Below are 23216 nucleotides of genomic sequence, written 5' to 3'. Positions count from 1 at the left end.
TCCCATGGAGACCGCCCCTGACGGGCACCAGCCCACTACACTCGCTGCGCAGCCCTCTGATCAGGCAAAACGTCGAAGTCCTGCTGGAGTACTAGTGCTGGAAGAGCACTTCCGGATTGTTCGGCGAGGGGCCGTCCAGCAGCGGACTGTGGATCCCCTTCAGCGTCCGGTCGAAGAACGCTGTCACGTACTCGCGGGTGATCACCACCCCGCGTTCCGGGGAGAGGGGCGGCGTCGGGAACCCGGCCTCCTGGAGAAGCAGGTCCAGGTCGGTGAAGCTGGTGTGGTCGGCGTCGGCGACCGTCAGCCACTTCCTGTAGCCGCCGAGGGCGGCCCAGGTCTGCTCCCACTCGCCGCCAGCCGAGTGGTGGGAGGCGGCCGCACCCAGCATGAGGAACGGCCGGTTGATCTGGCCGGGCATCGGGGCCGGGTGGAAGGAGCCGTCCATGTTCACTCCGGCCCGTACTCGCGGGTCGGCGATCATCGTGGCGGCGGCGGCCGCTCCGCCGAGGGAGTGTCCGGCCATGCCGATCCCGTGCTTGTCGATGAGGTGTGCCAGGGGCCACGCGGTACTGCCATGCGCCAACTGATCGATCACGAAGGACACGTCCAGCGCACGGCTGGCGGCGACGGAGTCGAAGTCGAGCGTCGCCGGGTAGTCGCAGATCGCGCACGGCGGCGTCTGGCCGTTCGCCAGCGTCTCGCCGCTGTCCTCGTAGGTGTGGCCGACGAGCGCGACGACGTAGCCGTGACTGGCCAGGTCGGTCGCGAGCGAGGTGAGCACCATTCGCGGGTCCTCGTACCCGGGTGAGAGGACCACCAGCGGATACTTGCCGCGCTGCGGCCGCGCGCCGTCGAAGGCGTGAGTGGTGACGCTGGAAAGGTTCTGTGGGGTGACACCGGAGCTCGCCGGCATCTTCCGCTGCTGGATGGCTCCGGCTGCCTCGGCGAGGGTCATATAAGGGGCCGGGGTCCCGGTCCCGGGGACGGCCGGGTAGACCATCGTGACGGCCAGTCGGCGGGGGCCGGACGACGGCACCCACGGGTCGGGACGGCTTGCGTCGGTGAGGTGGATGACGTCCTCGCCGGCGGCGTAGGGGCCGGTCGGCGCGGGGAGCGTGCCTTGGAAGGACCGCGGGGGCGCGGCGGCGGCTGTGGCGGCGGTCGCGTGCACGGTGGAGGGCGGAGTCGTGGCGGCGAGTCCGGTGCCGGTCGCGGCCACTGATGCGGCGAGACCCAGGATTGCGACAGCGCTGATACGGCGCCTGCGGTTCGAGGTGGTGTTCACGGGCACGATCCTGTCCAGCCCCGCCCTGACGCTCGATCATGCGGGCTTCCGTCTTGAGAGTGGTGCTGGCTACACCCTGAGGTTCCCGGCGGCGCGAGGTTCCCTTCGCCGGCATCGTCGAGCGCCACCTTCGTTTCGGCCTACGACAAACACGGCGCCAAGCCCTACCGCTGGACCTACGACGGCAGCCCACTCCAAGCCGCACGAACCCCCGAAGGATCAACGCGGCGCTGCACAGGTCCTGCGAGACATGTTGCTCGCGGGACACGGGCGTGCCGGAACAAGAACCATCCCGGGGACGGTGTCGGCCGCGCGGCGGGGCAACTCCCCGTCCCCGCCCGCGTTCACGTGCAGTGACCACCCTGCCCCTGCCCCCGCTTTCTGCTGTGGCGGGTGCCCCGGCCGCCCGAGTACGGTCGAGACGTGCCCGGTTCCCCCGCAGGACGACCCCCGGGCCACCGGACGGCCGCGGCCGGCCCCCGGTGACCGGGACGCTGCTGGCCGTCGACCCGACGAGCGGGGACTCCCTGCTCGCCGCCTTCGGAGCCCTGGCCGTCCTGGTGGTCGTCTTCGCCGAGTCGGGACTGCTGGTGGTGGGCTTCTTCCTCCCCGGCGACACCCTGCTCCTGCCCGCCGGCGTGCTCTGCGCCGCCGGCAGCGGGACCGGCCCCCACCTCTCGCTCTGGCAGGTGATGCTCTGCGCCGCGATCGGCGCGGTCGCCGGGGCGCAGCTGGGCTTCCTGCTCGGACGGCACGGCGGCCGCCCCCTGCTGGCCCGCACCCGCAGCGGGCGCCTGAAAGCCGCCGCAGCCCGCGGGGAGGCACTGCTGCGCCGCTACGGCTACCGCAAGGCCATCGTGATCGGCCGCTTCGTCCCGCTGGTCCGCACGGTACTCAGCCCGCTGGCGGGCATGCTCGACGTGCCCACCCGCACCTTCACCCTCTGGCAGGTCGTCGGCGGCGTGCTCTGGTCGCAGTCCCTGGTCCTCGCGGGCTACTGGCTCGGCGCCACCGTCCCCGGGGTCGAGCACTACCTGTGGCTGCTGGTGGCAGCGGTCGTGGCGCTCTCACTCCTCCCGCTGCTGCTGCGCCCCCGCAAGGGGCCGCGGCAGCCGTAGGAGCCCTTGCCGACCGTCGAGGCGGTCGGCAAGGGCTCCCCGGCGGGTCAGGCGGGCGCGGCGGCCTTCACACAGTCCGGGTGCCCCCAGCCGTCCGGGTTCTTGGCGATCGGGTCGCCGACGCCGTAGGGGCGCCCGCAGCGGCACGCGCCGGGGAACTTGGCCTTGGTCCGGCCGCCGGTGGACGCGCCGCCGGACCTGCCGCCCGACCGGGCCCGCGGCGCCTGCCCCGAGGACCCGGCCGAGGACCCGGCGGAGCCCCGCCGGGCGGGCGGCGCCGACTCCGCGCGGGGCTCGGGCGCGGCCGAGCCGAGGGAGGTGCCCGCGGGCTGCTGCGCCACCGCCGTGTCGCTCGCCGCCCGGTCGGCGAAGGCGTTCAGCGGGTCGCCGTCGACCTGGTGCGCGGGGACGTAGACGAACTCGACGTCGCGCTCCGCCAGCAGGGCGTCGATCGCCACGATCAGGTCCTTGTTGGCGACCGGCGTCCCGGCGGCGGTCTTCCAGCCCTTCCTGCGCCAGCCGGGCAGCCACTGGGTGACCGCCTTCATCGCGTACTGGGAGTCCATCCGCACCTCCAGCGGCGTGCCGGGCCCGACCGCGCCCAGCAACTCCTTCAGCGCGGTCAGCTCGGCGACGTTGTTGGTCGCGCGGCCGAGCGGACCGGCCTCCCAGCGCTCCGGCCGGCCGTCGGCCCCGGCGATGACCCAGGCCCAGCCGGCCGGTCCCGGATTGCCCTTCGAAGCGCCGTCACATGCGCTGATGATGCGTTCTGCCATGCAGCGATCATGCCAGCGTCCCCGGCGTGGGCGCACAGACCTCGGGGAACGGACGGCGGCGACCACGGCGGTGCCGCGCCGCAGCCGGGCCCGCGCCACCGCTCGTGACCGCCGGTGACCGGCATCGGGCCCCCTACCGATCCCGTGAGCGCCCGCGACGGACCGTGACCGCCGTGACCGGCCTGCGCGCGGTGGCGAGGACCGGACCGCGGGCCCGGCGGTACCCGTATCGTCGAAGGGAAGGCCGGACGTCGCCGCAATCGCGCGCGCTCTGCCGAAAGCGGGACGGGTTCCCGGGCGACTCCGGGCGGAAGGGGCTTCGGATGGACGGCATGGGCGTGTTCTGGTGGGTGGCCGCAGGCCTCGTGGTGGCGAGCCTGGTGGTGGCGGTCGTCCTGGTCGTCAAGCTGGTCCGGGTCCGGCGGCTGCTGGGGGCGTCCGGCATCCCGATGTCGACGAAGGTCCTGTTCTGGGCGTCGATCGTCTACCTGGTCAGTCCCGTGGACCTGCTGCCCGACCCCGTCCTGCTGGACGACATCGGCTTCCTGCTCGTGGCGCTGCGCGCGGTGGGCAAGGCCGGACTCCGGGTGGGCGGTTCCGAGGGGATCCCGCAGCCGAAGCGCTGACGCCCGGCCGGGCCGCGGCAGCCGCCCACCCGGAGCCCGGCCGGGCCGGCAGGTCCAACTGGCCGCCACCTGCGGCCCCTTGGCCGACCGGTCCGCCTGCGGCCCGTACGCTACCGGCCATGACGCACATACCTGCAGCGCACCGGCCGGGTCTGGCCGAGCACCTGCGCGACAAGGGCGCGGCGATGCGCGACGCCGCCCGCCGGCGGCCCGAGAGTTCGGACTGGGACGAGGAGATCGGCGCGGTCTGCGTGGCCGACGACGCGACCGGGGTCCGCAAGGTCCGGGTGGGCGACTGGTCGTTCATCGGCGACGGCGGGCCCGACATCGGCGGCTTCGGCCTCGGCCCCTCCTCGCCGGAGCTGCTCTGCGCCGTGATCAGCACCTGCCTGACGCACACCGTCCTGTGCATCGCGGCGCTGGAGGACATCCCGCTGGACCGGGCCGAGGTCCGGGTGAACGCCCGCAACAACGACGCCCGGTTCTTCGGCGTGCCGACCGAGGCGCCCGCCGTGCCCTACGACCTGACGGCGGCGGTGGAGCTGCGGGGCTCCGCCTCGCCGCAGGCCCTGGCGGAGCTGCTGGCCGCCGCCGACGCGCGCTGCCCGATGCTGCAACTGGTCCGCTCACAGCACACCGTCACCGTCCGCCCGGCCTGAGCTCCACCGGGGCTGCGCTCCGCCCGGCCTGAGCTCCGTCTGGGCTGGCCCCGCCCGGTGTGAGCGGGCCCACATCGGGGCGGCATCGGTGCGGGTCAGCGGGCCGGGGCGGGCCGGCAGCGGCAGGGTGCCGGCCCGCCCCGCCCGCCCGGGCTGCGAGACTGGGATCATGACCCCTGACCGTCGCAGCCTCGGGCTGCCCGCCTTCTCCGAGCCCGCCGTCGACGCTTCTGTGCCCGCCCAGCCCGGCGGACGCCGGGTGCCGCCGGTCGAGCAGGGCGCCGACTTCCGCCAGCCGCCGGGCGAGACCGAGGCCGAACCCGCCCCGGCCCGGCACCCGCTCGCGATCGGCGGCCTGACCTTCTCCGACCCGGACCGGCAGATCTGACCGGCCCTGGCACGGTGGCCCCCGCCGGGGTGGGGAGCCTTCGACTTCCTGGCATGTTCGCGGCCGAAAAATTGCAGGTCAAAGCCCTTTTCATGGTCATCGGGCGGGTCTAGCATTCCGGTCACAGCAGCCCCACCACCCCCTTGACGGGCTGCTGAGCAGCCCGGCCGCGCCTCCGTACGGCCGGTGCCTCCCACGGCCGGGACCGCGGAGCGCCCCCCGTCCCCGCGGTCCCGGCCGACTGCACCCCACCGCGGACCCCTGCCGTGACGGCAGGCCCGCCGGCGATCGGACCGCAGGCGGAGCGGGGACGGCCGCCGTACAGGCCCGTAAGGGCCCGTACAGGGCCGCACAGGCCCGCACGGCCGTCCCGGGCAGAAACGGCCGGCCCCGGCCCGCGCACGGCCCCTCCCGCCCGGCCCTGGCCGGCTTCGGCCAGGGCCGGGCGGGCAGCGCCCGTCAGCAGGCCCCGGCCGGGCGGTCGCGGACCACCAGGTCGGTGCGGCCGGTGGTGGCGTCCAGCCACAGCACCCGGGTGCCCCGGTCGGCGCCCGCCTCGTACTGGCCGCCCCGGTTGCAGGAGACCCGTACGGGCGTGCCGCCGGTGATCGGCAGCTGCCAGAGCTTGGGCAGCGCGGCGTTGGTCCAGCCGCCGGCGGGCCGGCCGCCCAGCGCCTGGAAGGTGACGGCCTGGTCGGAGGCGGTGAGGGCGGCGGCCGCCGGGGCGTACGGGGAGTCGGCGGGGAGCACGTCGACCACGCCCGAGCCGTCCAGGGCGCCCGAGCGGATGGCGCTGCGCGCGGCCGGGCTGGCCGGGGTCTCCACCCACAGCAGCCGTCCGCCCGCGAGCACGGTGGAGCCGACCGTGCCGTCCGACTCGTACCGCGCGCTCACCCGGCCGGTGGTGAGCGAGTGGACGGTGGCCGCGGACATCTCCCGCGCCCCGGCCCTCCACCGCTCGCTCCAGCCGAGCACGCCGTCCCTGAGGGTGAGGCCGGAGGGGCGGTGGCCTTCGGGCAGCGGCAGCTCCACCGGCGGGGCGCCGTCGCGGGAGACCAGGATCCTGCTCCGGCCGGTCTCCAGGTCCTCCGCCAGGAAGGCGATGTCGGCGCCGGAGCCGGTGGTGGAGCCGGTGTACAGGGCCGGGTTGCCGGTGCCGGTCGCGTTGCCCATCACCCAGCGCCCGCCCGCGACGGCCGGGGCCGCCGCCGCAGTGGGATGGCGCGCACCGGCGCGCGGCTGTCCACGCCGAGCCCGGACTCCCAGCCGGGGCGGATCCCGTGGGCGTCGAACACCTTGGGGGTACGGGACGGGTGCGGCGCCGGGGTCCTCCAGGAAGCCGGGGAGTGGTGACGGTGCGTCAGGACGATGCTTGATCGCCGAAGTTCCGGAAATCCAGGTGCTTATCGGTAGATGCAGGGCCCTTCGGCGCTCCCGGGCGGGGTGGTGGCGGCCGCACGGCCTGCCGCGCGTGCGGTCCGCTCACCCCTTCGGCGGCCGGGGCTCCCGGTAGCCTGGCCGGATGACCGATGGACTACCCCCCGGCGGCGTCGAGATCACCGAGGCCGAGGCCGGGGCCAGGTGGGCGGACGCCTGGACGCCCGCCGAGGTGGCGGCCCGGCTCGCAGGCGTCTCGGCCCCCTGGTGCGTCGCCGGGGGATGGGCCATCGACCTGTTCACGGGCGAGCGGACCCGCCGGCACAGCGACCTGGAGATCGCCGTCCCGGCCGCCTCCTTCCCCGAAGTGCAGTCCCGGTTCGACGAGTTCGCCTTCGACATCGTGGCGTCCGGACACCTCTGGCAGACCCCCGCGCCGGAGGTGTGGGAGCTGACCCACCAGACCTGGCTGCGCGACCCGGCGACCGGGAACTTCCTGGTGGACGTCTTCCGCGAGCCGCACGACGGCCCGACCTGGATCTGCCGGCGCGACCCGTCGATCCGCCTGCCGTACACCGCCGTCGTCCGCCGCACGGCGGACGGGATCCCCTACCTCGCACCGGAGTTGACCCTGCTGTTCAAGGCCAAGGCCGCCCGCCCCAAGGACCGGCAGGACCTGGCCGTCGCACTTCCCCTGATGGACGGCACCCAGCGGCGGACACTGGCCGCCCTCCTCGCCCGGGTACACCCCGGACACCCCTGGCTGAACCGCCTCGGGCCGGCCGCCGGGCCGACCGCACCGCCGCCCGGCGGCCCAACCGCCGTGTCCTGAGCGACGGATGACCACCCGTCGGCTCCGCCGGGCCGGAGGGGCTCTGCCAGCACGTCCGAGGAGGCGCCGCCGGCCGGCAACGGCCCCGGGCGCGTTACCGGATCGGGTGAAGATCCCCGGAGTGCCGGACACGCCGGGCCCGGCACCGGCACGCTGCTGACGGGTTCGCGGGGTTCGCGGGCCCGGTGGCGAGCGGAGGGGCGGCGGTGGCGGTGGAACAGGTCTTCGGAGGTCCCGCCCCGCCCGTGGGGGCGGTCGTGCCGCGGCCGGCCGCGGGGGAGCGGGCGGTCCCGGTGCCGCACCACGTCGCCTGCGTCATGGACGGCAACGGGCGCTGGGCGGCGCGGCGCGACCTGCCGCGGACCTCCGGTCACCGCGCCGCCGAGGCGACGGTGATCGACGTCATCGAGGCGGCCCGGTCGGCCGGCGTGCGGTGGCTCAGCCTGTACGCGTTCTCCACCGAGAACTGGCACCGCCCCGGCGAGGAGGTCGACTACCTCCTGCGCCTGGTGCGCCGGGTCGTGCGCAAGCACGCGCCGCTGCTGCACGCCCGCGGCATCCGCTGCCGCTTCCTCGGCGGCGCGGATCCGCGGATCCCGGCCGCGCTGGCCCGCGACTTCGCCGACCTGACGACGCTCACCGGCCGCAACCGGGGCATGACGCTGACCGTGGCGTTCGACCACGGCGGGCGCCGGGACATCGTCGAGGCCGCGCGCTCGCTGATCCGCAGCGGCGCGGCGCCCGAGGCCGTGGACGAGGACAGCTTCGCGGCCCATCTGCCCTTCCCCGACACCCCGGACGTGGACCTGGTCATCCGGACCTCGGGGGAGCAGCGCATCTCGAACTTCATGCTCTGGCAGGTCGCCTATGCCGAGTGGGTCTTCCCGCCGGTGCTGTGGCCCGACTTCCGCGCCACGCACTTCCTGGAGTGCCTGAACACCTATCAGCGACGCCACCGCCGGTTCGGCGGCGTGGCGGCCGACACGAAGGGAGAACCCGGACCGTGACCCAGACGACCGGCAACCACCCGGGCGGCACGGAGTCCGCCCCCGCAGCACGCACCGCCCCCGACGCGGAGCCCGCCCCCGACGCGGAGCCCGCGCCCGAAGACACCGCCCCCGAAGAGACCGCGCCCGCCGCCGGGTCCGCCGCGCGGCCGGGACCGCTGTTCGGCCCGGGGACGCGGTTCCACCGGCTCTTCGACGACCCCTGCTGGGCCGTGGCCATGATCCGGGCGACGGTCCTGGAGGCCGCCCACCCGCAGATCGGCGCGGCCCTGGCCGACAGCTCCACCTTCGTGACGCACCCCTGGCGACGGCTGAACAACACCCTGCGCAGCCTGCAGCGCATGACCGGCACGGACGAACCGGCGCGGGACCGGGAGGCGGCCCGGCTCAACCGGCTGCACGCCCGGCTGAACGGCACCGACGCCGCGGACAGGCCCTACGACGCCATGGACCCGGCCGCCCGCGTGTGGGTGGTCGCCACGATGTTCGAGAGCGCCGTCACCATGTTCCGCTGGAGCGGGCGGCCGCTCGACCAGGCCGCGATGGAGGAGCTGTACGCGCAGTTCCAGGCCTTCCTGACGGTGATGGGCCCCTCCTCCGGTCAACTCCCCGAGTCCCTGAGGGACTTCTGGCCGTACTACGACCGGGTGGTCGAGGAGGAGCTGGAGAACACCGAGGCGCTGCGCACGATTCTCTACCACCTCTTCGACCACCTTCCGGCGCCGCCGCTGCTGGAGGGCCTGCCCACGCTGTGGGCGGCCGGCCGCGCCCTGGCCGGGCCGGCGATCGGCGTGGTCACGGTCGCCTCGCTCCCGGAGGCGTTCCGCAGGCGGGCCGGGCTGACCGAGATCCCCGGTGCCCAGACGCTGACCCAGGGCGCCTACCTGGCCCTGGGCGCGACGCGGCTGCTGCCGGACGGCTGGATCACCGCCGAGAACCTCATCGACCTGCTCTCCCTGTCGCCCGACAGCGACGACCCCAGGGCCAGGGCACTGGCCGCCGTGGGCGACGGGATGAAGCGGTTCGGCGCGCTGCTGCGACTGGCCACCCCGCTGCCGGACGAGCCCGACGGCTCCGGCAGGTCCGGCACCGGCCGGCCGGCCGGGCGCACGGCGCGCGACGGCGCACCGCAGCGCGGCGCCGAGGAGTTCTTCGACGCCGTGCTGGACCAGACCGGGAACGGCTACCTGGACTGGCCCGACCTCGCGGCCATGGCCCGGGAGCTGTCCGGCCGGCTCGACCTGGACGAGCCGGAGGAGACCAGGCTCTACGACGCCTACGCCGCGTGGTGGCGGGAGCTCCAGTCGACACTCGACACGGACGGCGACGGCCGGATCAGCCGGCAGGAGTACGCGCAGGCGGTCCCCTCCCTCGCCGGCCCGGCCCTGATCCGGGTCGCCGAGGTGCTGTTCGACGCGACCGACGCCGACGGCAACCAGTCCATCGACGCGGACGAGTACCGTGCCCTGTTCCGCACCGGCTTCCGGCGCGAACTGCTCGACTCGGACGGGACGTACACGCGGGCCGCCTTCGTCAAGGACTTCCTCGCCTTCATGGCGGGCCGCCGGCGGTCCACCGCCTTCGACCCGCTGCTCGCCCAGGCGTGATCCCACCGGGGCCTGCCGGCCCCCGGCAGGCCCGGTCCGGCCGGACCGGGCCTACACGGACTGCGACAGGGACGGCGCCGGCATCCGGTCGGTGACGACGAGCGAGTAGTCGACGCCGACCGACACGTCCCCGGAGGAGCCGCGGAAGACGACCTCATGGCGGCCGGGCGTGAGCGTCCCGAGGCGCACCCACAGGCCGCAGGAGTAGGTGAAGAAGTAGCCCCGCTTGTCGGAGACGGGGTTGCCCGGGGCGGTGTTGACGGTGATCGGGGTCGCGCCCAGTTCCTCGATCGCCAGGTTCCTGCCGTCCAGGACGGCGCTGCCCTTCGCCTCGTTCATGAAGGGCAGGCAGTCCGCGGCCGGCCCGTACCGGTTGAGCACCGGGAAGGCGATCTGCGCGTTCACGGGCAGGGTGCAGGTGCGGGCGACCGTCCCGCCGAAGGTGCCCGCCAGCAGCCAGATGCCGTCCTTCTGCCGCTCGCCGCAGAACCGGCCGTCCGGGTCGGTCACCGGGTTGCGCCCGGACTCGATCGAGGCGGCCCAGCTCCACCAGCGGCCCTGGAGCTCGGCCGGGGTGAGGGTGCGCAGGTCGACGCGGGTGGGCTCGGGCGTCGGCTCGTCGCTCGTCGCGGCCTGCGCGCCGAGCGCCGAGGACGGCGCGGGGCCGGGGTCCACCGCGCCGGAGCAGGCACTGACCAGGGCCAGGACCGCGGAGAGCAGCACGGGAACACGACCGGAACGCATGATCGAATCGTACGGGAGGCCTGTCGGCCCGCCCGGCCCGGGGCCCGGCCCCGGGCCGGTGCCTGGGCCGGTGCCTGGGCCGGTGCTGCCTCCGGGCGGGCGAGGGGCTGCCGGCGGGCGCGACTTTCGGACGATTCGGCCCCGGGCGGAGGGCCCCAGCCGCCCGGTGGGTGCGGTCCCGTCCCAGGACCCGCCCGCCGCCGGGTGAACGTGCCTGCCCGGCGGCGGCGCCGGTGGGTTTTCCGCCGTCATATGCGCGGCGGCGCGGGAAGTTCCTATATTCAGGCCCCGGACACCCCGTGCGGCCGGTCCGGCGATCGCCTGCGGGCCGGTCCGCCACTTCGACACCGAGGCGGAGAACTGTGAACAGCCAGACCAGGAACAGGATCGCCGGAAGTCTCCTGACGGTGGTCGCGGCCGCCGCGTCCATCACGGTCGCCGCCCCGGCGGCCCGGGCCCAGGGCACCTCGCCGGCCGTCGTCCAGGGCATCAACTGCAGCACCGGGACCTTCGGCAGCGACGGCAACCAGCAGTACTTCACCATCTCCTGCTCGGCCACCGGCACCACCAAGTGGTGGGTCAACGTCAGCTGCTCGAACGGGACCACCAGGACCGCCGGCCCGTACACGACCTTCCAGAACGTGCGCGTCTACTGCCCGCCGAACACCCTGGCCCAGCAGGGGTGGGTCTCCTACAGCTGACCGGTACAACGGACCGGCCACGGCATCCCCGGCGTCCGGCGGCCCGGGCGCGCGCCCGTCGGGGTGCGCCCGGGCCGCGCGCCGCCGCCCCCCTGCCCGCCCCTGTCCGGCCCGCCCGCGCTGCCCGCGTCCGCCCGCGCTGCCCGGTACACCGCCGCGGCCCCCGGACCTGCTGCCCCCGGTGTCTGCTGTCCCGGTGTCTGCTGTCCCCGGCGCCTGCGCCGCTCCCCGCGGCTGCCCTCGGGGAGCGCCCGCGTCCGACCGCCCGCGTCCGGCGTCCCGGGCCTCGGCGCCCGCCGCCGCCGCGGGGCCGGTCCTTTTTCGCCTGAAGTGGTCCCCCCGTTGTATCGTCGTGGACGGTGCCGGACCGTGACAGCGGACAGTCACCGGAGCATCAACGGACCATGTGCCACAGGGGCCCGACCCGCGCCCGGGTCGACGGGCCGCGGTGCGGCTCGCGCGCGACGGCGCGGTGCCGCCGGGGCCCGGCGCCATGACGCCGGTCATGGCGAGGGGCTCCACGATCCGCCGGCACAGCCGGCAGGTCCGCCGACCTTCTCCGGTGCGGACCCGCCTGCGCCGCCGAGGCCTGGCGGGGGAGCGGCAGGCGAGCGGCCGGGACGAGGGGATCCGCGAGGCCGGGGCCCTGCGCCGCACGGCCGCCACGCTCCGGCGACGCCGTCCATCGGACGTCTTCGCCGGACACACGGCACGCACGACCGCCTCGGCGGCGGGCGCGGGTGTCGGCGCCTGACATCATCATCCCGCACAGCGGACGCTGCGGCCGGGGAACGCTCCACCCATAGCGGACCCCACCGGGCGCACCGCACACGACACCGCTCCACACCCACGAGGACAGGGAACCACCACCTGTGGCAACCGATTACGACGCCCCCCGCAAGACCGACTCCGACGAGGGGTCGCACGACAGCATCGAGGAGCTGAAGGCCCGACGAACCGACACCTCGTCCTCCAGCATCGACGCCGTCGACCAGCTCGAATCGGCCGACGGCGTGCAACTGCCGGGTGCCGACCTCTCCGGTGAGGAACTCACCGTCACCGTCCAGCCGATGCAGGCCGACGAGTTCACCTGCACCCGCTGCTTCCTCGTCCACCACCGAAGCCGGCTCGCACGCGCGGACAAGAACGGTCCCGTCTGCCGCGACTGCGACTAGCTCTTACCCGACCCGGACACACCCCCGGGGCGGTGCCGTTGACCGGCACCGCACCCCGGGGTCCGTCCTGTCTGACACCGTCCGACACCGCCCGGCCCGGCACGTCCCGGCCCGGCGGTGCGGCTCCGGCGGCACCGGCCGCGTCCAGGACGCGTTCCCCTACCGCCGGTGACCCCCGTGCGGAATACGTTTGTTGACGTATCTTCCGCCGAGATCACCCGAGACCGTTGACCACGGTGCCTCCCGACGATTGGCTCTCCTGGAGCCCGTCGCCGGGAGGGAGCCCGGCCGGGCGATCCGAGGGGAAGGACGGAACTCATGGCACGCACCCGTACCACCGGCAACCGGTGGCTGGTCGGCAGCGGCGGCATCCTCGCGGCGACCGCCGTACTCGTCGCGACCGCGGCCCCCGCCCAGGCCGGCCCGGCGCCGCGCGGCACCGTCCAGGTCAGTGTCGGATTCAACGGCGCGGTGCCGGACAGCCAGTCATGGAGCCAGGGGGTCAGTGCCGACGGCCGCTACGCCCTGTTCACCTCGTGGGCCACGAACCTGGTGTCCCAGCCCGCGAAGAGCGCCCGCGACGCCTACGTCCGCGACCTGAGGACCGGCCGCACCGAGCGGGTCAACCTGTCGGACGACGGCAACGCGCTGGACGGCTTCACCGACTACGTCGCGATCAACGCCGACGGCCGCTACGTCGCCTTCGACAGCGAAGCCGCGGACGTGGTGGCCGGCAAGCAGGTCCAGGGGCGCGACGAGGTGTACGTCCGGGACCGGTGGACCGGCCGCACCGAGCTGGTCAGCGGCGGCCTCACCAGTACCGACACCGACCGGTTCCACGGCTCGTACGCGCCCTCGATCAGCGCGAACGGCCGCTACGTGGCCTTCACCTCCAGCCGGACCGACCTCGTCCCGGACCTCCAGGGCGGCGATCCCTCGCTGTCCAGGCCCTACACCTGGGACTACAACATCTACGTCACCGACCGCTGGAGCGGGAAGACCCGGCTGGTGACCCGCGGCGTGGACGGCAAGCCGGGCGACGGGATGTCCCTCAACCCGACGATCAGTGCGGACGGCCGCACCGTCGGCTTCACCTCCCTCGCCGGCAACCTGCTGCCCGCCGGGCAGACCCCCGCCCTGGCCGCCCCGGCCGCCGGCGCCGCCGCCCCCGCCGACGTGGAGCTGGCCCCGGGCATCGCCCCGGCCGTGCCCCGCAGCGTCCGGGAGGGCGTGGCCCAGCCGAGCCTGGCCCGGCCGACGACCGGCGCCTACTACACCTACGACGTGGGGTCCGGCCGCATCTCCGCCGCGAGCCTCGACCTCGACGGCAACCTCGGCTACGCGAGCTTCGACGCGACGATCAGCCCCGACGGGCGGCGCGCGATCTACGCCCTGCCCGAGCCCGGCGGGTCGACCCACGGCCACCGGTACCACACCGTGCTGTACGTCCGGGACCTCGGGAAGGGCACCGTGACGAAGATCAGCGGGGGCCTGCCCGGCACCTCCTCGGTCGGCTCCTCCGACCACGGGCGGATCACCGCCGACAACCGCTGGGTCTACTTCTCCTCCGCCGCCGACAACCTGGTGGCGGGCCCGCAGCACCCGGACTGGGACGTCTACCGCCACGACCTGCGCACCGGCCGCACCGAGCGGGTCGCCACCGCGCCGGACGGCTCGCTCGGCAACGGGTCCTCGATCGACCCGTCCGTGGACGCCCGCGGCGAGACGGTGGTCTTCGGCTCGACCAGCGGCAACCTGGCGGCCGGCACCGGCGGCCCGGCGACCGCCGACAACCAGGTCTTCGCCCGCACCGCCGGGCACCACGGCGGCGGCCACGACCACGGCGGGCACGACGACCAGGGCGGGCACGACGACGACTGACCGGTAGCCGCCGCCCGCACCGCGAAGCGCCCGGCCGCGGCCTCTCCAGGGGGCCGCGGCGAGGGGGCCGCGGCGCGGGTGTCGTCGAGGAACGAGTCGGACGGTCCGGGGCTCAGCGGGCGCTGCCGAGGTTCCGGTCGCTGTCGGAGCCCTCGAGCAGCAGGGTGGTCTCCTCGATCCGGCGGAAGCGCCCGTCGGGGGCGAACTCGGCGAACAGGTAGACCTCCATCCGCACCGTGGACCCGTCGGTCTTGACGACCTCCATCGTGTGGCGGTCGGCGTACCGGTCGCCGGACGAGAGCTCGTCGTGCACCTGGACCGAGCCGCCGGCCACGACCGTGCGCAGGTGGGCGATGTGGGCGAGGAACTGCGTCCGGTCGTCCCAGCGGCCGTCGGTGCGCTGGCGGTAGTCGGGGGCGAAGTGCCGGTCGGCGGCCTCGTCCAGGTCGAGGCCCGGGGTGAGGAGCAGGTCGGTGAGGGCGGTGCGGATGTCGGTGCGGACGTCGGTGCGGCTCATGGGGGTTCCTCCGGTGTGACGGCGACGGCCCGCACGGGGGACGTGCGGGAGTGGCGGTGATGCGTGCCTTAAGCACGCTTCTTACCGTAGCCGAAAAGCGTGCTCGGCGCACGCTAATCTTGGGAGGTGACGAACACGACCGGGAACGACATCGCCCACGCGCTGGGACTGCTCCTCCGGCGCGGCACCCGCGCCCGCATCTACGCCCACCTCACCGACGGACTGGGGGAGGCGGTCGACGAACTCACCTACCCGGTCCTCAGCGGCCTCGCCCGGACCGGCCCGTGCAGCGCGGCGGACCTGGGACGCGAGGTCGGACTGGACCGCACCACCGTCACCCGCCGCGCCGACCGCCTCGAACGGGCCGGCCTGCTCCGACGCGAGCCCGACCCCGCCGACGGCCGCGCGACCCTGCTCGCCCTCACCGACGACGGCCGCAGCACGGTGGCGGCCACCAGGGACCGGCTCGCCACGGCCATCGCGGCCTCACTCGCCTCGTGGCCGCAGACGGACGCCCAGGACTTCGCCCGCCTCCTGCGCCGCTTCGTCGAGCAGGGCCCCTTCGCCGACCAGAGCCCCTCCGTCGAGCAGGGCCCCTCCGCCGCCGACCATGACTGACCGCCACCGGCGCGGAGCGCCGCGGGACGGGTGTCGGGTGCCTGGGGGCGGGCGCAGGGAACGTGCGGGAACGAGAAGGCCGGGCGAGTGCCGGATGGCCCCGCCCGGCCCGTACGCCGTGGCTGTCAGCTGTTGCCGCAGGGCGGGCAGGGGGTGCAGTGCTGGATCCGGACGTCGTCGACGACCGGCCCGTACGCGCTGTTGGGCGTCGTGCTGACGAAGGCGACGGTGGTGGTCGAGCCGGTGGCCTGGAAGGTGAACTGCCGGCCGACGTACCCCATGTTCGTGAGCGTCTTGCCGGTGGTGTTGAAGGAGAAGTCCTGGAAGTTCTGACCGTCGATGAGGGCGCTGCCGGTCTTGAGGGCCGGGGCGCCTGCGGGGTTGCCGGCCAGGGCGTAGGTGACGGTGTAGCTCGCGCCGGGGACGGTGGTGAAAGTCTGGGCCACCGCACCGGAGTTGCCGCCGTTGAGGTCGACGGACTGGTCGCCCTCCGCCGCCTGCCAGAAGCCGGCGCCGATCAGGTCGACGCTCCCCGCGGTCACCCGCCACGGCCCGATGGTCTGTCCCGCGGTCAGGGTGGTGAAGCTGTTGGCCGCTGCCCGCGGGTACTCGAAGCTGCCGTCGTCGAAGTGGCTGGCGGTCTGCGCCGAGGCCGTGGTGGCGGCGCCGACGAGCAGGACAGAGGTGGCGGCGATGACGCAGGCGCGCATGGCAAGCACGGTTTCCCCTCCCGAACGGGTGGCATCACACCGAAATGGTGTGTCCACAAATAAGATAGGGAGGTTCGAGGGTCGGAAAAAGACCTCGAAAGAAAGACATCTAATCTCACCTAATGTCCCGGTCCTGGATTCCCCGGATTCCCCGGAATCCCCCGTCGGGGCTCCGGGCCCTGCCATGATCGTCATGTTGCGTTTCGTGGATCTTCCGAATCAGGACAGGGCAGGACAGGAGAGCGGCTGTGGCAGAGCGGCAGAACGGCACCGTGAAGTGGTTCAACGACGAGAAGGGCTACGGCTTCATCACCCCGGAGTCCGGACCGGACCTGTTCGTCCACTTCCGGGCGATCCAGGGCGAGGGCTTCAAGTCCCTGGTCGAGGGGCAGAAGGTGACCTTCGTGGCGGTCCAGGGCCAGAAGGGGCTGCAGGCCGACGAGGTCCAGCCGGAGTAGTCCGCCCCCGGGCGTGCCCCCGGGCCTGACCCCGGACGGGACCGGGGGGCTCGCCTCCGTCGGGCCGTCAGCCGACCCGCGGGGCGGTGAGGACGACCTCCGTCGTGCCGCGGATGGCATGGCGGTCCACCTCGACCGCGACGCCGAAGGCCTGGCCGGTCGCCGACCGCTGCGGGACCAGGACCCCCGACGGGTGCGTCGATCCGCACAGGCCCGGCACGTCCGTCACGTCACCGGCCGTGAACGGGCCCTCGTCGATGTGGTCGAGCACGCCCGGCTCCAGGCCGGTCAGGTAGTCGTTCATGGCCTGCCGGGTGCTGCGGAACGTGACCGCCAGCCTCAACTGGCCGTCCGGCGCCCCGGCGCGGGCGATGTAGTGCACGTCGGTCGCGCCGGGCGGAAGCGTGATGCCCTTGGAGTCGAGCGCCCGCTCCAGCGGCAGCTCGGTTCCGGCGCATGCCCGGGCGTCGCCGAACGGATGGCCGTTCCCGCCGAGCAGCCACCGGAGGACTGCGGCGATCCCGAGCGCCACGATGACGGCCAGGACGACGGCGACCGCCGTCCCCGTCCGCCGGCCGGCCATCCTGGTACGCATCGCGACATCCCCCCGGAGTACGAACGACCCCCCGGCCGAACGGACCGGACGCTAGCACAGCCGTCTGACACTCCGTCCGACACCTCGTCCGACTCCCGTCCCATCGGGGGTGTCGCCCGTCCGGACAGCACCGCGGGGCCGATCGTGGCGCACCCGAACGAGGGGCTCGCCTCAGCCGGGCGCCCGCAGCCGTGCCGGCGGGTTCCGGTCGAAGCCCGCGGCCGAGGCCGTCACTCGAAGCGCGCGGGGTCGCCGGCCCCGCGTCGGACGATCTCCGCCTCGCCGCCGGAGAAGTCGACGACCGTCGTCGGCTCCGTACCGCAGTCGCCGGAGTCCACCACGGCGTCCAGCACGTGGTCGAGCCGCTCCTTGATCTCCCACCCCTGCGTCAACGGCTCGTCCTCGCCGGGCAGGAGCAGGGTGCTGGAGACGAGGGGCTCGCCGAGTTCGGCCAGCAGGGCCTGCGTGACGACGTGGTCGGGGATCCTGACCCCCACCGTCTTCTTCTTCGGGTGCATCAGACGGCGCGGGACCTCCTTGGTGGCAGGGAGGATGAAGGTGTAGCTGCCCGGCGTCGCCGCCTTGACGGCGCGGAAGACGGCGTTGTCGATGTGGACGAACTGCCCCAGCTGGGCGAAGTTCTCGCACATCAGCGTGAAGTGGTGGCGGTCGTCGAGCCGCCGGATCGACCGGATCCGTTCGAGGCCCTCGTGGTTGCCCATACGGCAGCCCAGGGCGAAACAGGAGTCGGTCGGGTACGCGATGAGGGCTCCGGAACGGAGGCTGTCGGCCACAGTGCCGATGGTGCGGGCCTGGGGGGTCTGCGGGTGCACGTCGAAGTACTTCGCCATTGGCCGACCCTACGGGATCCACCCGGCCGACCCGGACCGGCCCGCGCCGGAAGCCGGCCACCTCCATCGCCCGCGCCCGCACGACGACGGCGACCGCCGGCCGCCGCAGGCAACCCCGGTGGCGGGCAGCCGCACCTGGTGGCCTGGCTCCAGGACGCCCGCCGGCCTGCGGCCCGTCCCGGGGTCCGTCCCGTTCCGTGTGGCGAGCGGCGGGCTTGCGTTGCATTGTCTTCGCGATCATTGCAACGATATTGCCGCTTCTACCTGCATTTATCTGGCTTCTGTGCAACGAACTCGTTGCGCAAACCGTGAAGGCAACGTAGCTTTCCATGAAAAGGGGGAGCGGATCATGGTGACAGTGCAGAACCGGCAGCAGGCGGCACCCGGCGCGTTCGCGGCCTTCGCGCGCTTCGTACTTTGCGGTGGCGGGGTGGGGCTCGCCTCCAGCTTCGCCGTGGCGGCCCTCGCCACCCGGATTCCCTGGGCCCTCGCCAACGCCCTGGTCACCGTGCTCTCCACACTCCTCGCCACCGAGCTGCACGCCCGCTTCACCTTCGGCGCGGGCAGGCGCGCGACCCGGCGCCAGCACGCGCAGTCGGCCGGGTCGGCGGCCGCCGCGTACGCGGTGACCTGTGCGGCGGTGCTCACCCTGCACCAACTGGCGGCCGCACCCGGCGCGGCCCTCGAGCAGGCCGTCTACCTGACGGCCTCCGCACTCGCCGGCGTCGCGCGGTTCGCGGTGCTGCGCCTGGTCGTCTTCGCGCGCGGCCGCTCGCAGGCCGTGGCCGCCCTCCGCACCACCCGTCCCGTGCCCGCGGCCGCGGCCCGCGCCTGCGCCCCGACCGGCCGTGCGGAACTCTGCCGAGCCGCCTGACCGTTCCGCCGGGCGGGCGTCCCGCGGCCCCGGGGCGCCCACGCCGTAGCCGTCCCCGAGTGGTCGAGGACGAGCGGGTCGATGGCGAGTGGGTCGAGGACGGGCGGGCCGCCTACGGCGTGCTGCTGAAGGCCCGTCGGTAGGAGCGGGGCGGCACCCCCCGGCGCCGCACGAACTGCTCGCGCAGCACGGCCGCGCTGCCGTAGCCGACCCGGCGGGCGATCTCCTCGACCGGGAGGTCCGTGGTCTCGAGGAGCTCCTCGGCGCGGCTGAGCCGCAGGCTGCGCAGCCAGGCGTGCGGAGTGGTGCCGGTCGCGGCGCCGAAGCGACGGGCGAAGGAACGTTTGCTCATCATCGCGCGGCGGGCCAGTTCCGTCACGGGCAGCGGCTCGTGGAGGTGCTCGCGGGCCCAGCCGAGGACCGCGGCGAGCCGCTCGTCCTGGCCGTCCTCGGGAACGGGCGCGGCCAGGTACTGGGCCTGCCCGCCGTCGCGGTGCGAGGGCAGCACCATGTCCCGGGCGACGGCGTTGGCGAGCGCGGCGCCGTACTCCCGCCGCAGCAGGTGCAGGCACAGGTCGAAGCCCGCGGCCGCTCCGGCGCCCGTGACGATGCTCCCCTCGTCGACGTAGAGCGCCTCGGCCTCCACGGCGACCTCCGGGTGGCGGTCGGCGAGGAGAGCGGCGAACCGCCAGTGGGTGGTCGCCCGGCGGCCGTCGAGGAGTCCGGCGGCGGCGAGCGCGAACGTGCCCACGCAGTGCGCCGCGACCACGGCGCCCCGCTCGTGCCCGGCCCGCAGCGCGTCGAGTACGGCGGGGGACGGCGGCACGCGGAACCCGGCCCCGGGCAGGGCGATGAGCAGATCGGCACCGGCGAGCCGGTCCAGCCCGTGCGCGACGGACAGCGGCACACCGCAGTCCGTCGGTACCGGCCCGGGCCGGTCGGCGCACAGGGCGAAGTCGAACCCGGGCAGCCCCGCCCCGTGGGGGCCGAACACCTCGGTGACGATGCCGGCGGCGAGCAGGCCGACACCGGCAGGGGCGTACGCGGCGACGGTCTTGAAAGGCGGCACCGTCGCAGTCTGGCACACCCGTGGCACGAATCCTGCGATCACCGGCATCAGTGCCACTCGTGAACGACCCCCGCACCAGGAACCATGGAAGCCATGACAGACGCACCGCTCGGCCGCAGCGCCGTGTACCAGGTCCTGACCACCGGCTACGTGGGCTCCACCGGCCCCGGGGTCGCCGCAACCGTCTCCTACGTCTCCGACGCGGGACGGCACGTGATCTTCGACCCGGGCATGGTGGCGAGCCCCGACCGCATCCTCGCCCCGCTCGCGGAGCTCGGCCTGACGGCCGATGACATCACCGACGTGGTCCTCAGCCACCACCACCCGGACAACACCATGAACGTCGGCCTCTTCGCCCGAGCCCGGGTCCACGACCACAAGGTGGAGTACCAGGGCGACCAGTGGACGAACCGGGACGCGGAGGGCTACGAACTCACCCCGTCGCTGCGCCTGATCCGCACCCCCGGCCACAGCCCCGAGGACATCACGCTGCTGGCGGGCACGGACACGGGCGTGGTCGCCTTCGCCGGCGACCTGTGGTGGCACGCGAACGGCCCGGAGAACGATCCGGTGGCTCCGGACCGCGACCAGCTGCGCGCCTCCCGGCTGCGGGTGCTGGCAGCGGCGGACCTGGTCGTCCCCGGCCACGGCGGCCCCTTCGAGCCCGACGACACGACCCCGCGCTAGGTCCTGCCGCAGGGCGGGCGGGCCGAGTCGTCGGCTCTGCCCGCGGCGAATCTGCGGTGGGCAGAGAAACCGCATCCAGGGGTCTCCCGGGGTCAAGAGTGGAGTCGACGGCATCCCGCCTCGGCCAAGGAGACCAGATGACTTCACCCACCACGCTCGCACCCCGCGCGGAGGAGGGCGACACGCCACCCAGCCGCTTCGACGACCACCTCGCGGCGCAGCTGCTCGCCCAGCGGATCGTCCTCCTCGGCACGCAGGTCGACGACGTGTCGGCCAACCGGGTGTGCGCGCAGCTGCTCCTGCTGTCGGCGGAGGACCCCCGTACCGACATCAGCCTGTACATCAACAGCCCCGGCGGGTCGGTCACCGCGGGCCTCGCCATCTACGACACCATGCGGCTCATCCCGAACGACGTCTCGACGCTGGCCATGGGGTTCGCCGCCAGCATGGGCCAGTTCCTGCTCACCGTGGGGGCGCCCGGCAAGCGGTTCGCGCTGCCCAACGCGCGGATCATGATGCACCAGCCCTCGGCGGGCATCGGCGGCACCGCCGCGGACATCGAGATCCAGGCGGAGAACCTCCAGTTCACCAAGAAGGCCATCGAGCGGATCACCGCCGAGCACTCCGGTCAGAGCGAGGAGACGATCGCCCGGGACGGCGACCGGGACCGCTGGTTCACGGCCGAGCAGGCCAGGGAGTACGGGATCGTGGACCGGGTGGTGGAGTCGCTCGCCGACATCCGCCCGGCCTCGTCCCGCCGACGGATGGGGCTGTGACATGGGGTCGTACACGGTTCCCTACGTCATCGAGCGGACCGCGCAGGGCGAACGGTCCTACGACGTCTTCAGCCGGCTGCTGAACGAGCGGATCATCTTCCTCGGCACCGAGATCGACGACGGCGTGGCCAATGTGGTCATCGCGCAGCTCCTGCACCTGGAGTCGGAGAGCCCGGAGCGCGAGATCTCGATCTATCTCAACTCGCCCGGTGGATCGTTCACTTCGCTGATGGCGATCTACGACACGATGACGTTCGTGCAGGCGCCGATCTCCACGTTCTGCGTCGGTCAGGCCGCGTCCACGGCGGCGGTGCTGCTGGCCGGCGGCGATCCCGGGCGCCGCTTCGTGCTCAAGCACGCGCGGGTGCTGCTCGGCCAGCCGGCCAGCGGCGGGCGGCAGGGGACGGTCTCCGACCTCAGCCTCGCGGCCAAGGAGATGGTCCGCATCCGCTCGGAGGTGGAGGAGATCCTGTCCCGGCACACGCACCAGGACGCGGCGACGCTGCGCGCGGACATGGACCGGGACAAGGTGCTCACCGCCGAGGACGCGGTCGCCTACGGGATCGCCGACGAGGTGCTGAGCCGGCGGCTCGCGTTCGGCTGACCCGCGCGGCCGCGGGAACGAGCGGGCCGGTGCGGCGGAGCGGCGCGACAGGGGTGCGCCGCTCCGCCGCACCGGCCTTCGGTCTGGTTGCCGGTCCGGTCCGGTCCGGTCAGGCGGCGAGGCAGAGGCCGCCGGACTGCGCGGTGGGCGCCGTGCGGCCCCGGCCGGTCCGCCCGGCCAGGCCTGCCCGGCTCGGGGCCAGCCCGTCCTGGGCGAGCGAGAGCAGGTCGCCGAGGCCGAGCCCGAGGGCCCGGGCGGCGGCCGCGAGCACCTCGGAGGAGCCCTCCTTGCGCCCGCGCTCCAGCTCCGACAGGTACGGCACCGAGATCCGGGCCGCCTCCGCGACGTCCTTCAGCGTGCGCTCCTGGGCGAGCCGCTCGCGCCGCAGCACGTCGCCGACGAGGTCGCGCCACAGGGGTTCCTTCGGCGCGGGTGTCCGGGGCGCTCCCGCCGGTCGCAGCGGGGCGCGGTTCGCCCCACCGGAACCGGGCGACGAGGCCTGCGGGCGCAGGGGGATGACGCGGGCTTCGTTCGGCGCATGAGTACTCACCCCTTCAGCCTAGGGATCCGCGGCCCCGGGGGAAGGGAACGGCGTTCTGCCCTGGGAGAATCCGCCGGCGGGGCCCGTCACCGGGCTCGGCCCGGCGCCGCCGCCGTGCCTGCGGGACCGGCATCCGCCCGGCCACTAGCTTTGCCGCAGGGCGGGCCCGATGCAGTGCAAAGGAGCGGTGACGAGTGTCGAACTCGGCGAAGCGGCGGATCTTCACGATGCTGGACGCGAACGGCGACGGCGTGGTCTCGCACGGCGAATACCTCGCGCGGGTCGACCGGGCAGCCGCAGCCGTCGGACGCGATCCGCACGACCCGCTGGTCGCCGTGGCCCGGGCGGCCCACGAGGAGGTCTTCCGGCAGATGGACGGCGACGGCGACGGGCGCGTCACCTTCGAGGAGTACCGTTCCTGGGCGGGCCACGAGGCGTTCGAGGAGTCCTGCCGCCCCGCCCTCGGCTCGCTGTTCGACCTCGCAGACGCGGACGGCGACGGACACCTGACCCGGCAGGAGTTCACCCGCCTGCGCGCGGCCACCGGCAACACCCAGGACGGGGCGGCCGCCGCGTTCGACGCCCTGGACGCCGGCGGGCGCGGGGTCGTGGACCGCGCCGCCTACCTGGCGGCCATTCACGACTACCTCACCACCGGCGATTCCCCCATGGCCGAGTCCTACCCGGCCGCGCCGCCGGCCGTGCGGGCCGCCGCCGCGGGCTGACCGCCGACGCGC

General features: G+C 74.2%; 27 protein-coding genes. 17 read left to right on the top strand and 10 right to left on the bottom strand.

Going from position 1 to position 23216, the window contains the following annotated elements; all coding sequences use genetic code 11:
• Nucleotides 1-91 precede the first annotated feature (91 nt).
• Complete coding sequence (locus tag ACFVVX_RS33470; protein ID WP_387951241.1) at nucleotides 92-1288, bottom strand: alpha/beta hydrolase family protein; 1197 nt, start codon at nucleotides 1286-1288, stop codon at nucleotides 92-94.
• A 494-nt stretch (nucleotides 1289-1782) separates the two neighbouring features.
• Here ACFVVX_RS33470 and ACFVVX_RS33465 point away from each other — a divergent pair, with 494 nt between their 5' ends.
• Entirely contained in the window at nucleotides 1783-2406 is a 624-nt protein-coding gene (locus tag ACFVVX_RS33465; RefSeq protein WP_387951245.1) for a DedA family protein, read from the top strand.
• Between the two features lie 47 nt (nucleotides 2407-2453).
• On the opposite strand, the gene ACFVVX_RS33460 is transcribed toward ACFVVX_RS33465, so the two are convergent.
• Nucleotides 2454-3182, bottom strand: a complete 729-nt coding sequence (locus tag ACFVVX_RS33460) for a ribonuclease H (protein ID WP_387951239.1) — start codon at nucleotides 3180-3182, stop codon at nucleotides 2454-2456.
• 323 nt (nucleotides 3183-3505) lie between these two features.
• Between ACFVVX_RS33460 and ACFVVX_RS33455 the strand changes: the two genes are divergently transcribed.
• From ACFVVX_RS33455 to ACFVVX_RS33445, 3 genes are all read left to right on the top strand, one after another.
• Complete coding sequence (locus ACFVVX_RS33455; RefSeq protein WP_387951238.1) at nucleotides 3506-3808, top strand: DUF1232 domain-containing protein; 303 nt, start codon at nucleotides 3506-3508, stop codon at nucleotides 3806-3808.
• A 119-nt stretch (nucleotides 3809-3927) separates the two neighbouring features.
• Nucleotides 3928-4467, top strand: a complete 540-nt coding sequence (locus ACFVVX_RS33450) for an OsmC family protein (protein WP_387951236.1) — start codon at nucleotides 3928-3930, stop codon at nucleotides 4465-4467.
• A 169-nt stretch (nucleotides 4468-4636) separates the two neighbouring features.
• Nucleotides 4637-4855 carry a hypothetical protein gene (locus ACFVVX_RS33445; RefSeq protein WP_387951234.1) on the top strand — a complete coding sequence of 73 codons (219 nt, stop codon included), beginning with the start codon at nucleotides 4637-4639 and terminating at the stop codon, nucleotides 4853-4855.
• 459 nt (nucleotides 4856-5314) lie between these two features.
• Here the strand turns inward: ACFVVX_RS33445 and ACFVVX_RS33440 are convergent, their stop codons facing one another.
• Complete coding sequence (locus ACFVVX_RS33440; RefSeq protein WP_387951232.1) at nucleotides 5315-6028, bottom strand: hypothetical protein; 714 nt, start codon at nucleotides 6026-6028, stop codon at nucleotides 5315-5317.
• A gap of 349 nt (nucleotides 6029-6377) precedes the next feature.
• Between ACFVVX_RS33440 and ACFVVX_RS33435 the strand changes: the two genes are divergently transcribed.
• The 3 genes from ACFVVX_RS33435 to ACFVVX_RS33425 all read left to right on the top strand — a co-directional run bounded on the left by ACFVVX_RS33435 (nucleotide 6378) and on the right by ACFVVX_RS33425 (nucleotide 9678).
• Nucleotides 6378-7064 (top strand): nucleotidyltransferase domain-containing protein, encoded by a 687-nt coding sequence (locus ACFVVX_RS33435; RefSeq protein WP_387951230.1) that lies wholly within the window; start codon nucleotides 6378-6380, stop codon nucleotides 7062-7064.
• Nucleotides 7065-7357: 293 nt separating this feature from the next.
• Nucleotides 7358-8071: a polyprenyl diphosphate synthase gene (gene uppS, locus ACFVVX_RS33430; RefSeq protein WP_387951228.1), complete on the top strand. Its 714-nt coding sequence runs from the start codon at nucleotides 7358-7360 to the stop codon at nucleotides 8069-8071.
• A gap of 158 nt (nucleotides 8072-8229) precedes the next feature.
• On the top strand, nucleotides 8230-9678 hold the full coding sequence (locus ACFVVX_RS33425; RefSeq protein ID WP_387951243.1) for an oxygenase MpaB family protein: 1449 nt from the start codon (nucleotides 8230-8232) through the stop codon (nucleotides 9676-9678).
• Nucleotides 9679-9729: 51 nt separating this feature from the next.
• On the opposite strand, the gene ACFVVX_RS33420 is transcribed toward ACFVVX_RS33425, so the two are convergent.
• A complete protein-coding gene (locus ACFVVX_RS33420; RefSeq protein ID WP_387951226.1) occupies nucleotides 9730-10422 on the bottom strand; it encodes a signal protein in 693 nt (230 codons plus the stop codon).
• Nucleotides 10423-10784: 362 nt separating this feature from the next.
• On the opposite strand from ACFVVX_RS33420, the gene ACFVVX_RS33415 reads away from it, so the two are divergent.
• From ACFVVX_RS33415 to ACFVVX_RS33405, 3 genes are all read left to right on the top strand, one after another.
• The gene (locus ACFVVX_RS33415; RefSeq protein WP_387951224.1) at nucleotides 10785-11123 is read left to right on the top strand and encodes a hypothetical protein; all 339 of its coding nucleotides are present in this window, start codon (nucleotides 10785-10787) and stop codon (nucleotides 11121-11123) included.
• Nucleotides 11124-11995: 872 nt separating this feature from the next.
• Nucleotides 11996-12298, top strand: a complete 303-nt coding sequence (locus ACFVVX_RS33410) for a DUF4193 domain-containing protein (RefSeq protein WP_387951222.1) — start codon at nucleotides 11996-11998, stop codon at nucleotides 12296-12298.
• A gap of 318 nt (nucleotides 12299-12616) precedes the next feature.
• Nucleotides 12617-14179, top strand: a complete 1563-nt coding sequence (locus ACFVVX_RS33405; protein ID WP_387951220.1) for a hypothetical protein — start codon at nucleotides 12617-12619, stop codon at nucleotides 14177-14179.
• 112 nt (nucleotides 14180-14291) lie between these two features.
• Here ACFVVX_RS33405 and ACFVVX_RS33400 read toward each other — a convergent pair whose 3' ends face one another.
• On the bottom strand, nucleotides 14292-14696 hold the full coding sequence (locus tag ACFVVX_RS33400; RefSeq protein ID WP_387951219.1) for a nuclear transport factor 2 family protein: 405 nt from the start codon (nucleotides 14694-14696) through the stop codon (nucleotides 14292-14294).
• A gap of 126 nt (nucleotides 14697-14822) precedes the next feature.
• Here ACFVVX_RS33400 and ACFVVX_RS33395 point away from each other — a divergent pair, with 126 nt between their 5' ends.
• Nucleotides 14823-15314: a MarR family winged helix-turn-helix transcriptional regulator gene (locus ACFVVX_RS33395; protein WP_387951218.1), complete on the top strand. Its 492-nt coding sequence runs from the start codon at nucleotides 14823-14825 to the stop codon at nucleotides 15312-15314.
• A 125-nt stretch (nucleotides 15315-15439) separates the two neighbouring features.
• On the opposite strand, the gene ACFVVX_RS33390 is transcribed toward ACFVVX_RS33395, so the two are convergent.
• Nucleotides 15440-16024: a choice-of-anchor C family protein gene (locus ACFVVX_RS33390; protein ID WP_387951216.1), complete on the bottom strand. Its 585-nt coding sequence runs from the start codon at nucleotides 16022-16024 to the stop codon at nucleotides 15440-15442.
• A 248-nt stretch (nucleotides 16025-16272) separates the two neighbouring features.
• On the opposite strand from ACFVVX_RS33390, the gene ACFVVX_RS33385 reads away from it, so the two are divergent.
• The gene (locus tag ACFVVX_RS33385) at nucleotides 16273-16482 is read left to right on the top strand and encodes a cold-shock protein (RefSeq protein ID WP_387951214.1); all 210 of its coding nucleotides are present in this window, start codon (nucleotides 16273-16275) and stop codon (nucleotides 16480-16482) included.
• Nucleotides 16483-16549: 67 nt separating this feature from the next.
• Here ACFVVX_RS33385 and ACFVVX_RS33380 read toward each other — a convergent pair whose 3' ends face one another.
• Entirely contained in the window at nucleotides 16550-17077 is a 528-nt protein-coding gene (locus tag ACFVVX_RS33380) for a hypothetical protein (protein ID WP_387951212.1), read from the bottom strand.
• A gap of 230 nt (nucleotides 17078-17307) precedes the next feature.
• The gene (locus ACFVVX_RS33375) at nucleotides 17308-17928 is read right to left on the bottom strand and encodes an L-threonylcarbamoyladenylate synthase (RefSeq protein WP_387951211.1); all 621 of its coding nucleotides are present in this window, start codon (nucleotides 17926-17928) and stop codon (nucleotides 17308-17310) included.
• Nucleotides 17929-18277: 349 nt separating this feature from the next.
• On the opposite strand from ACFVVX_RS33375, the gene ACFVVX_RS33370 reads away from it, so the two are divergent.
• Nucleotides 18278-18802 (top strand): hypothetical protein, encoded by a 525-nt coding sequence (locus ACFVVX_RS33370; protein WP_387951209.1) that lies wholly within the window; start codon nucleotides 18278-18280, stop codon nucleotides 18800-18802.
• Nucleotides 18803-18914: 112 nt separating this feature from the next.
• Here the strand turns inward: ACFVVX_RS33370 and ACFVVX_RS33365 are convergent, their stop codons facing one another.
• Complete coding sequence (locus tag ACFVVX_RS33365) at nucleotides 18915-19871, bottom strand: GlxA family transcriptional regulator (protein WP_387951207.1); 957 nt, start codon at nucleotides 19869-19871, stop codon at nucleotides 18915-18917.
• 93 nt (nucleotides 19872-19964) lie between these two features.
• On the opposite strand from ACFVVX_RS33365, the gene ACFVVX_RS33360 reads away from it, so the two are divergent.
• From ACFVVX_RS33360 to ACFVVX_RS33350, 3 genes are all read left to right on the top strand, one after another.
• Nucleotides 19965-20558, top strand: a complete 594-nt coding sequence (locus tag ACFVVX_RS33360; protein ID WP_387951205.1) for an MBL fold metallo-hydrolase — start codon at nucleotides 19965-19967, stop codon at nucleotides 20556-20558.
• Between the two features lie 137 nt (nucleotides 20559-20695).
• Nucleotides 20696-21334 carry a ClpP family protease gene (locus tag ACFVVX_RS33355; protein WP_387951204.1) on the top strand — a complete coding sequence of 213 codons (639 nt, stop codon included), beginning with the start codon at nucleotides 20696-20698 and terminating at the stop codon, nucleotides 21332-21334.
• 1 nt (nucleotide 21335) lies between these two features.
• Nucleotides 21336-21938, top strand: a complete 603-nt coding sequence (locus ACFVVX_RS33350) for a ClpP family protease (protein ID WP_387951202.1) — start codon at nucleotides 21336-21338, stop codon at nucleotides 21936-21938.
• Between the two features lie 109 nt (nucleotides 21939-22047).
• On the opposite strand, the gene ACFVVX_RS33345 is transcribed toward ACFVVX_RS33350, so the two are convergent.
• Entirely contained in the window at nucleotides 22048-22488 is a 441-nt protein-coding gene (locus ACFVVX_RS33345; RefSeq protein ID WP_387951201.1) for a helix-turn-helix domain-containing protein, read from the bottom strand.
• Nucleotides 22489-22673: 185 nt separating this feature from the next.
• On the opposite strand from ACFVVX_RS33345, the gene ACFVVX_RS33340 reads away from it, so the two are divergent.
• Entirely contained in the window at nucleotides 22674-23204 is a 531-nt protein-coding gene (locus ACFVVX_RS33340; RefSeq protein ID WP_387951199.1) for an EF-hand domain-containing protein, read from the top strand.
• Nucleotides 23205-23216: the final 12 nt, after the last annotated feature.

Source organism: Kitasatospora sp. NPDC058170 (genome assembly GCF_042883905.1).
GTDB lineage: Bacteria > Actinomycetota > Actinomycetes > Streptomycetales > Streptomycetaceae > Kitasatospora.
This window is presented reverse-complemented; position numbering and strand designations above follow the sequence as displayed.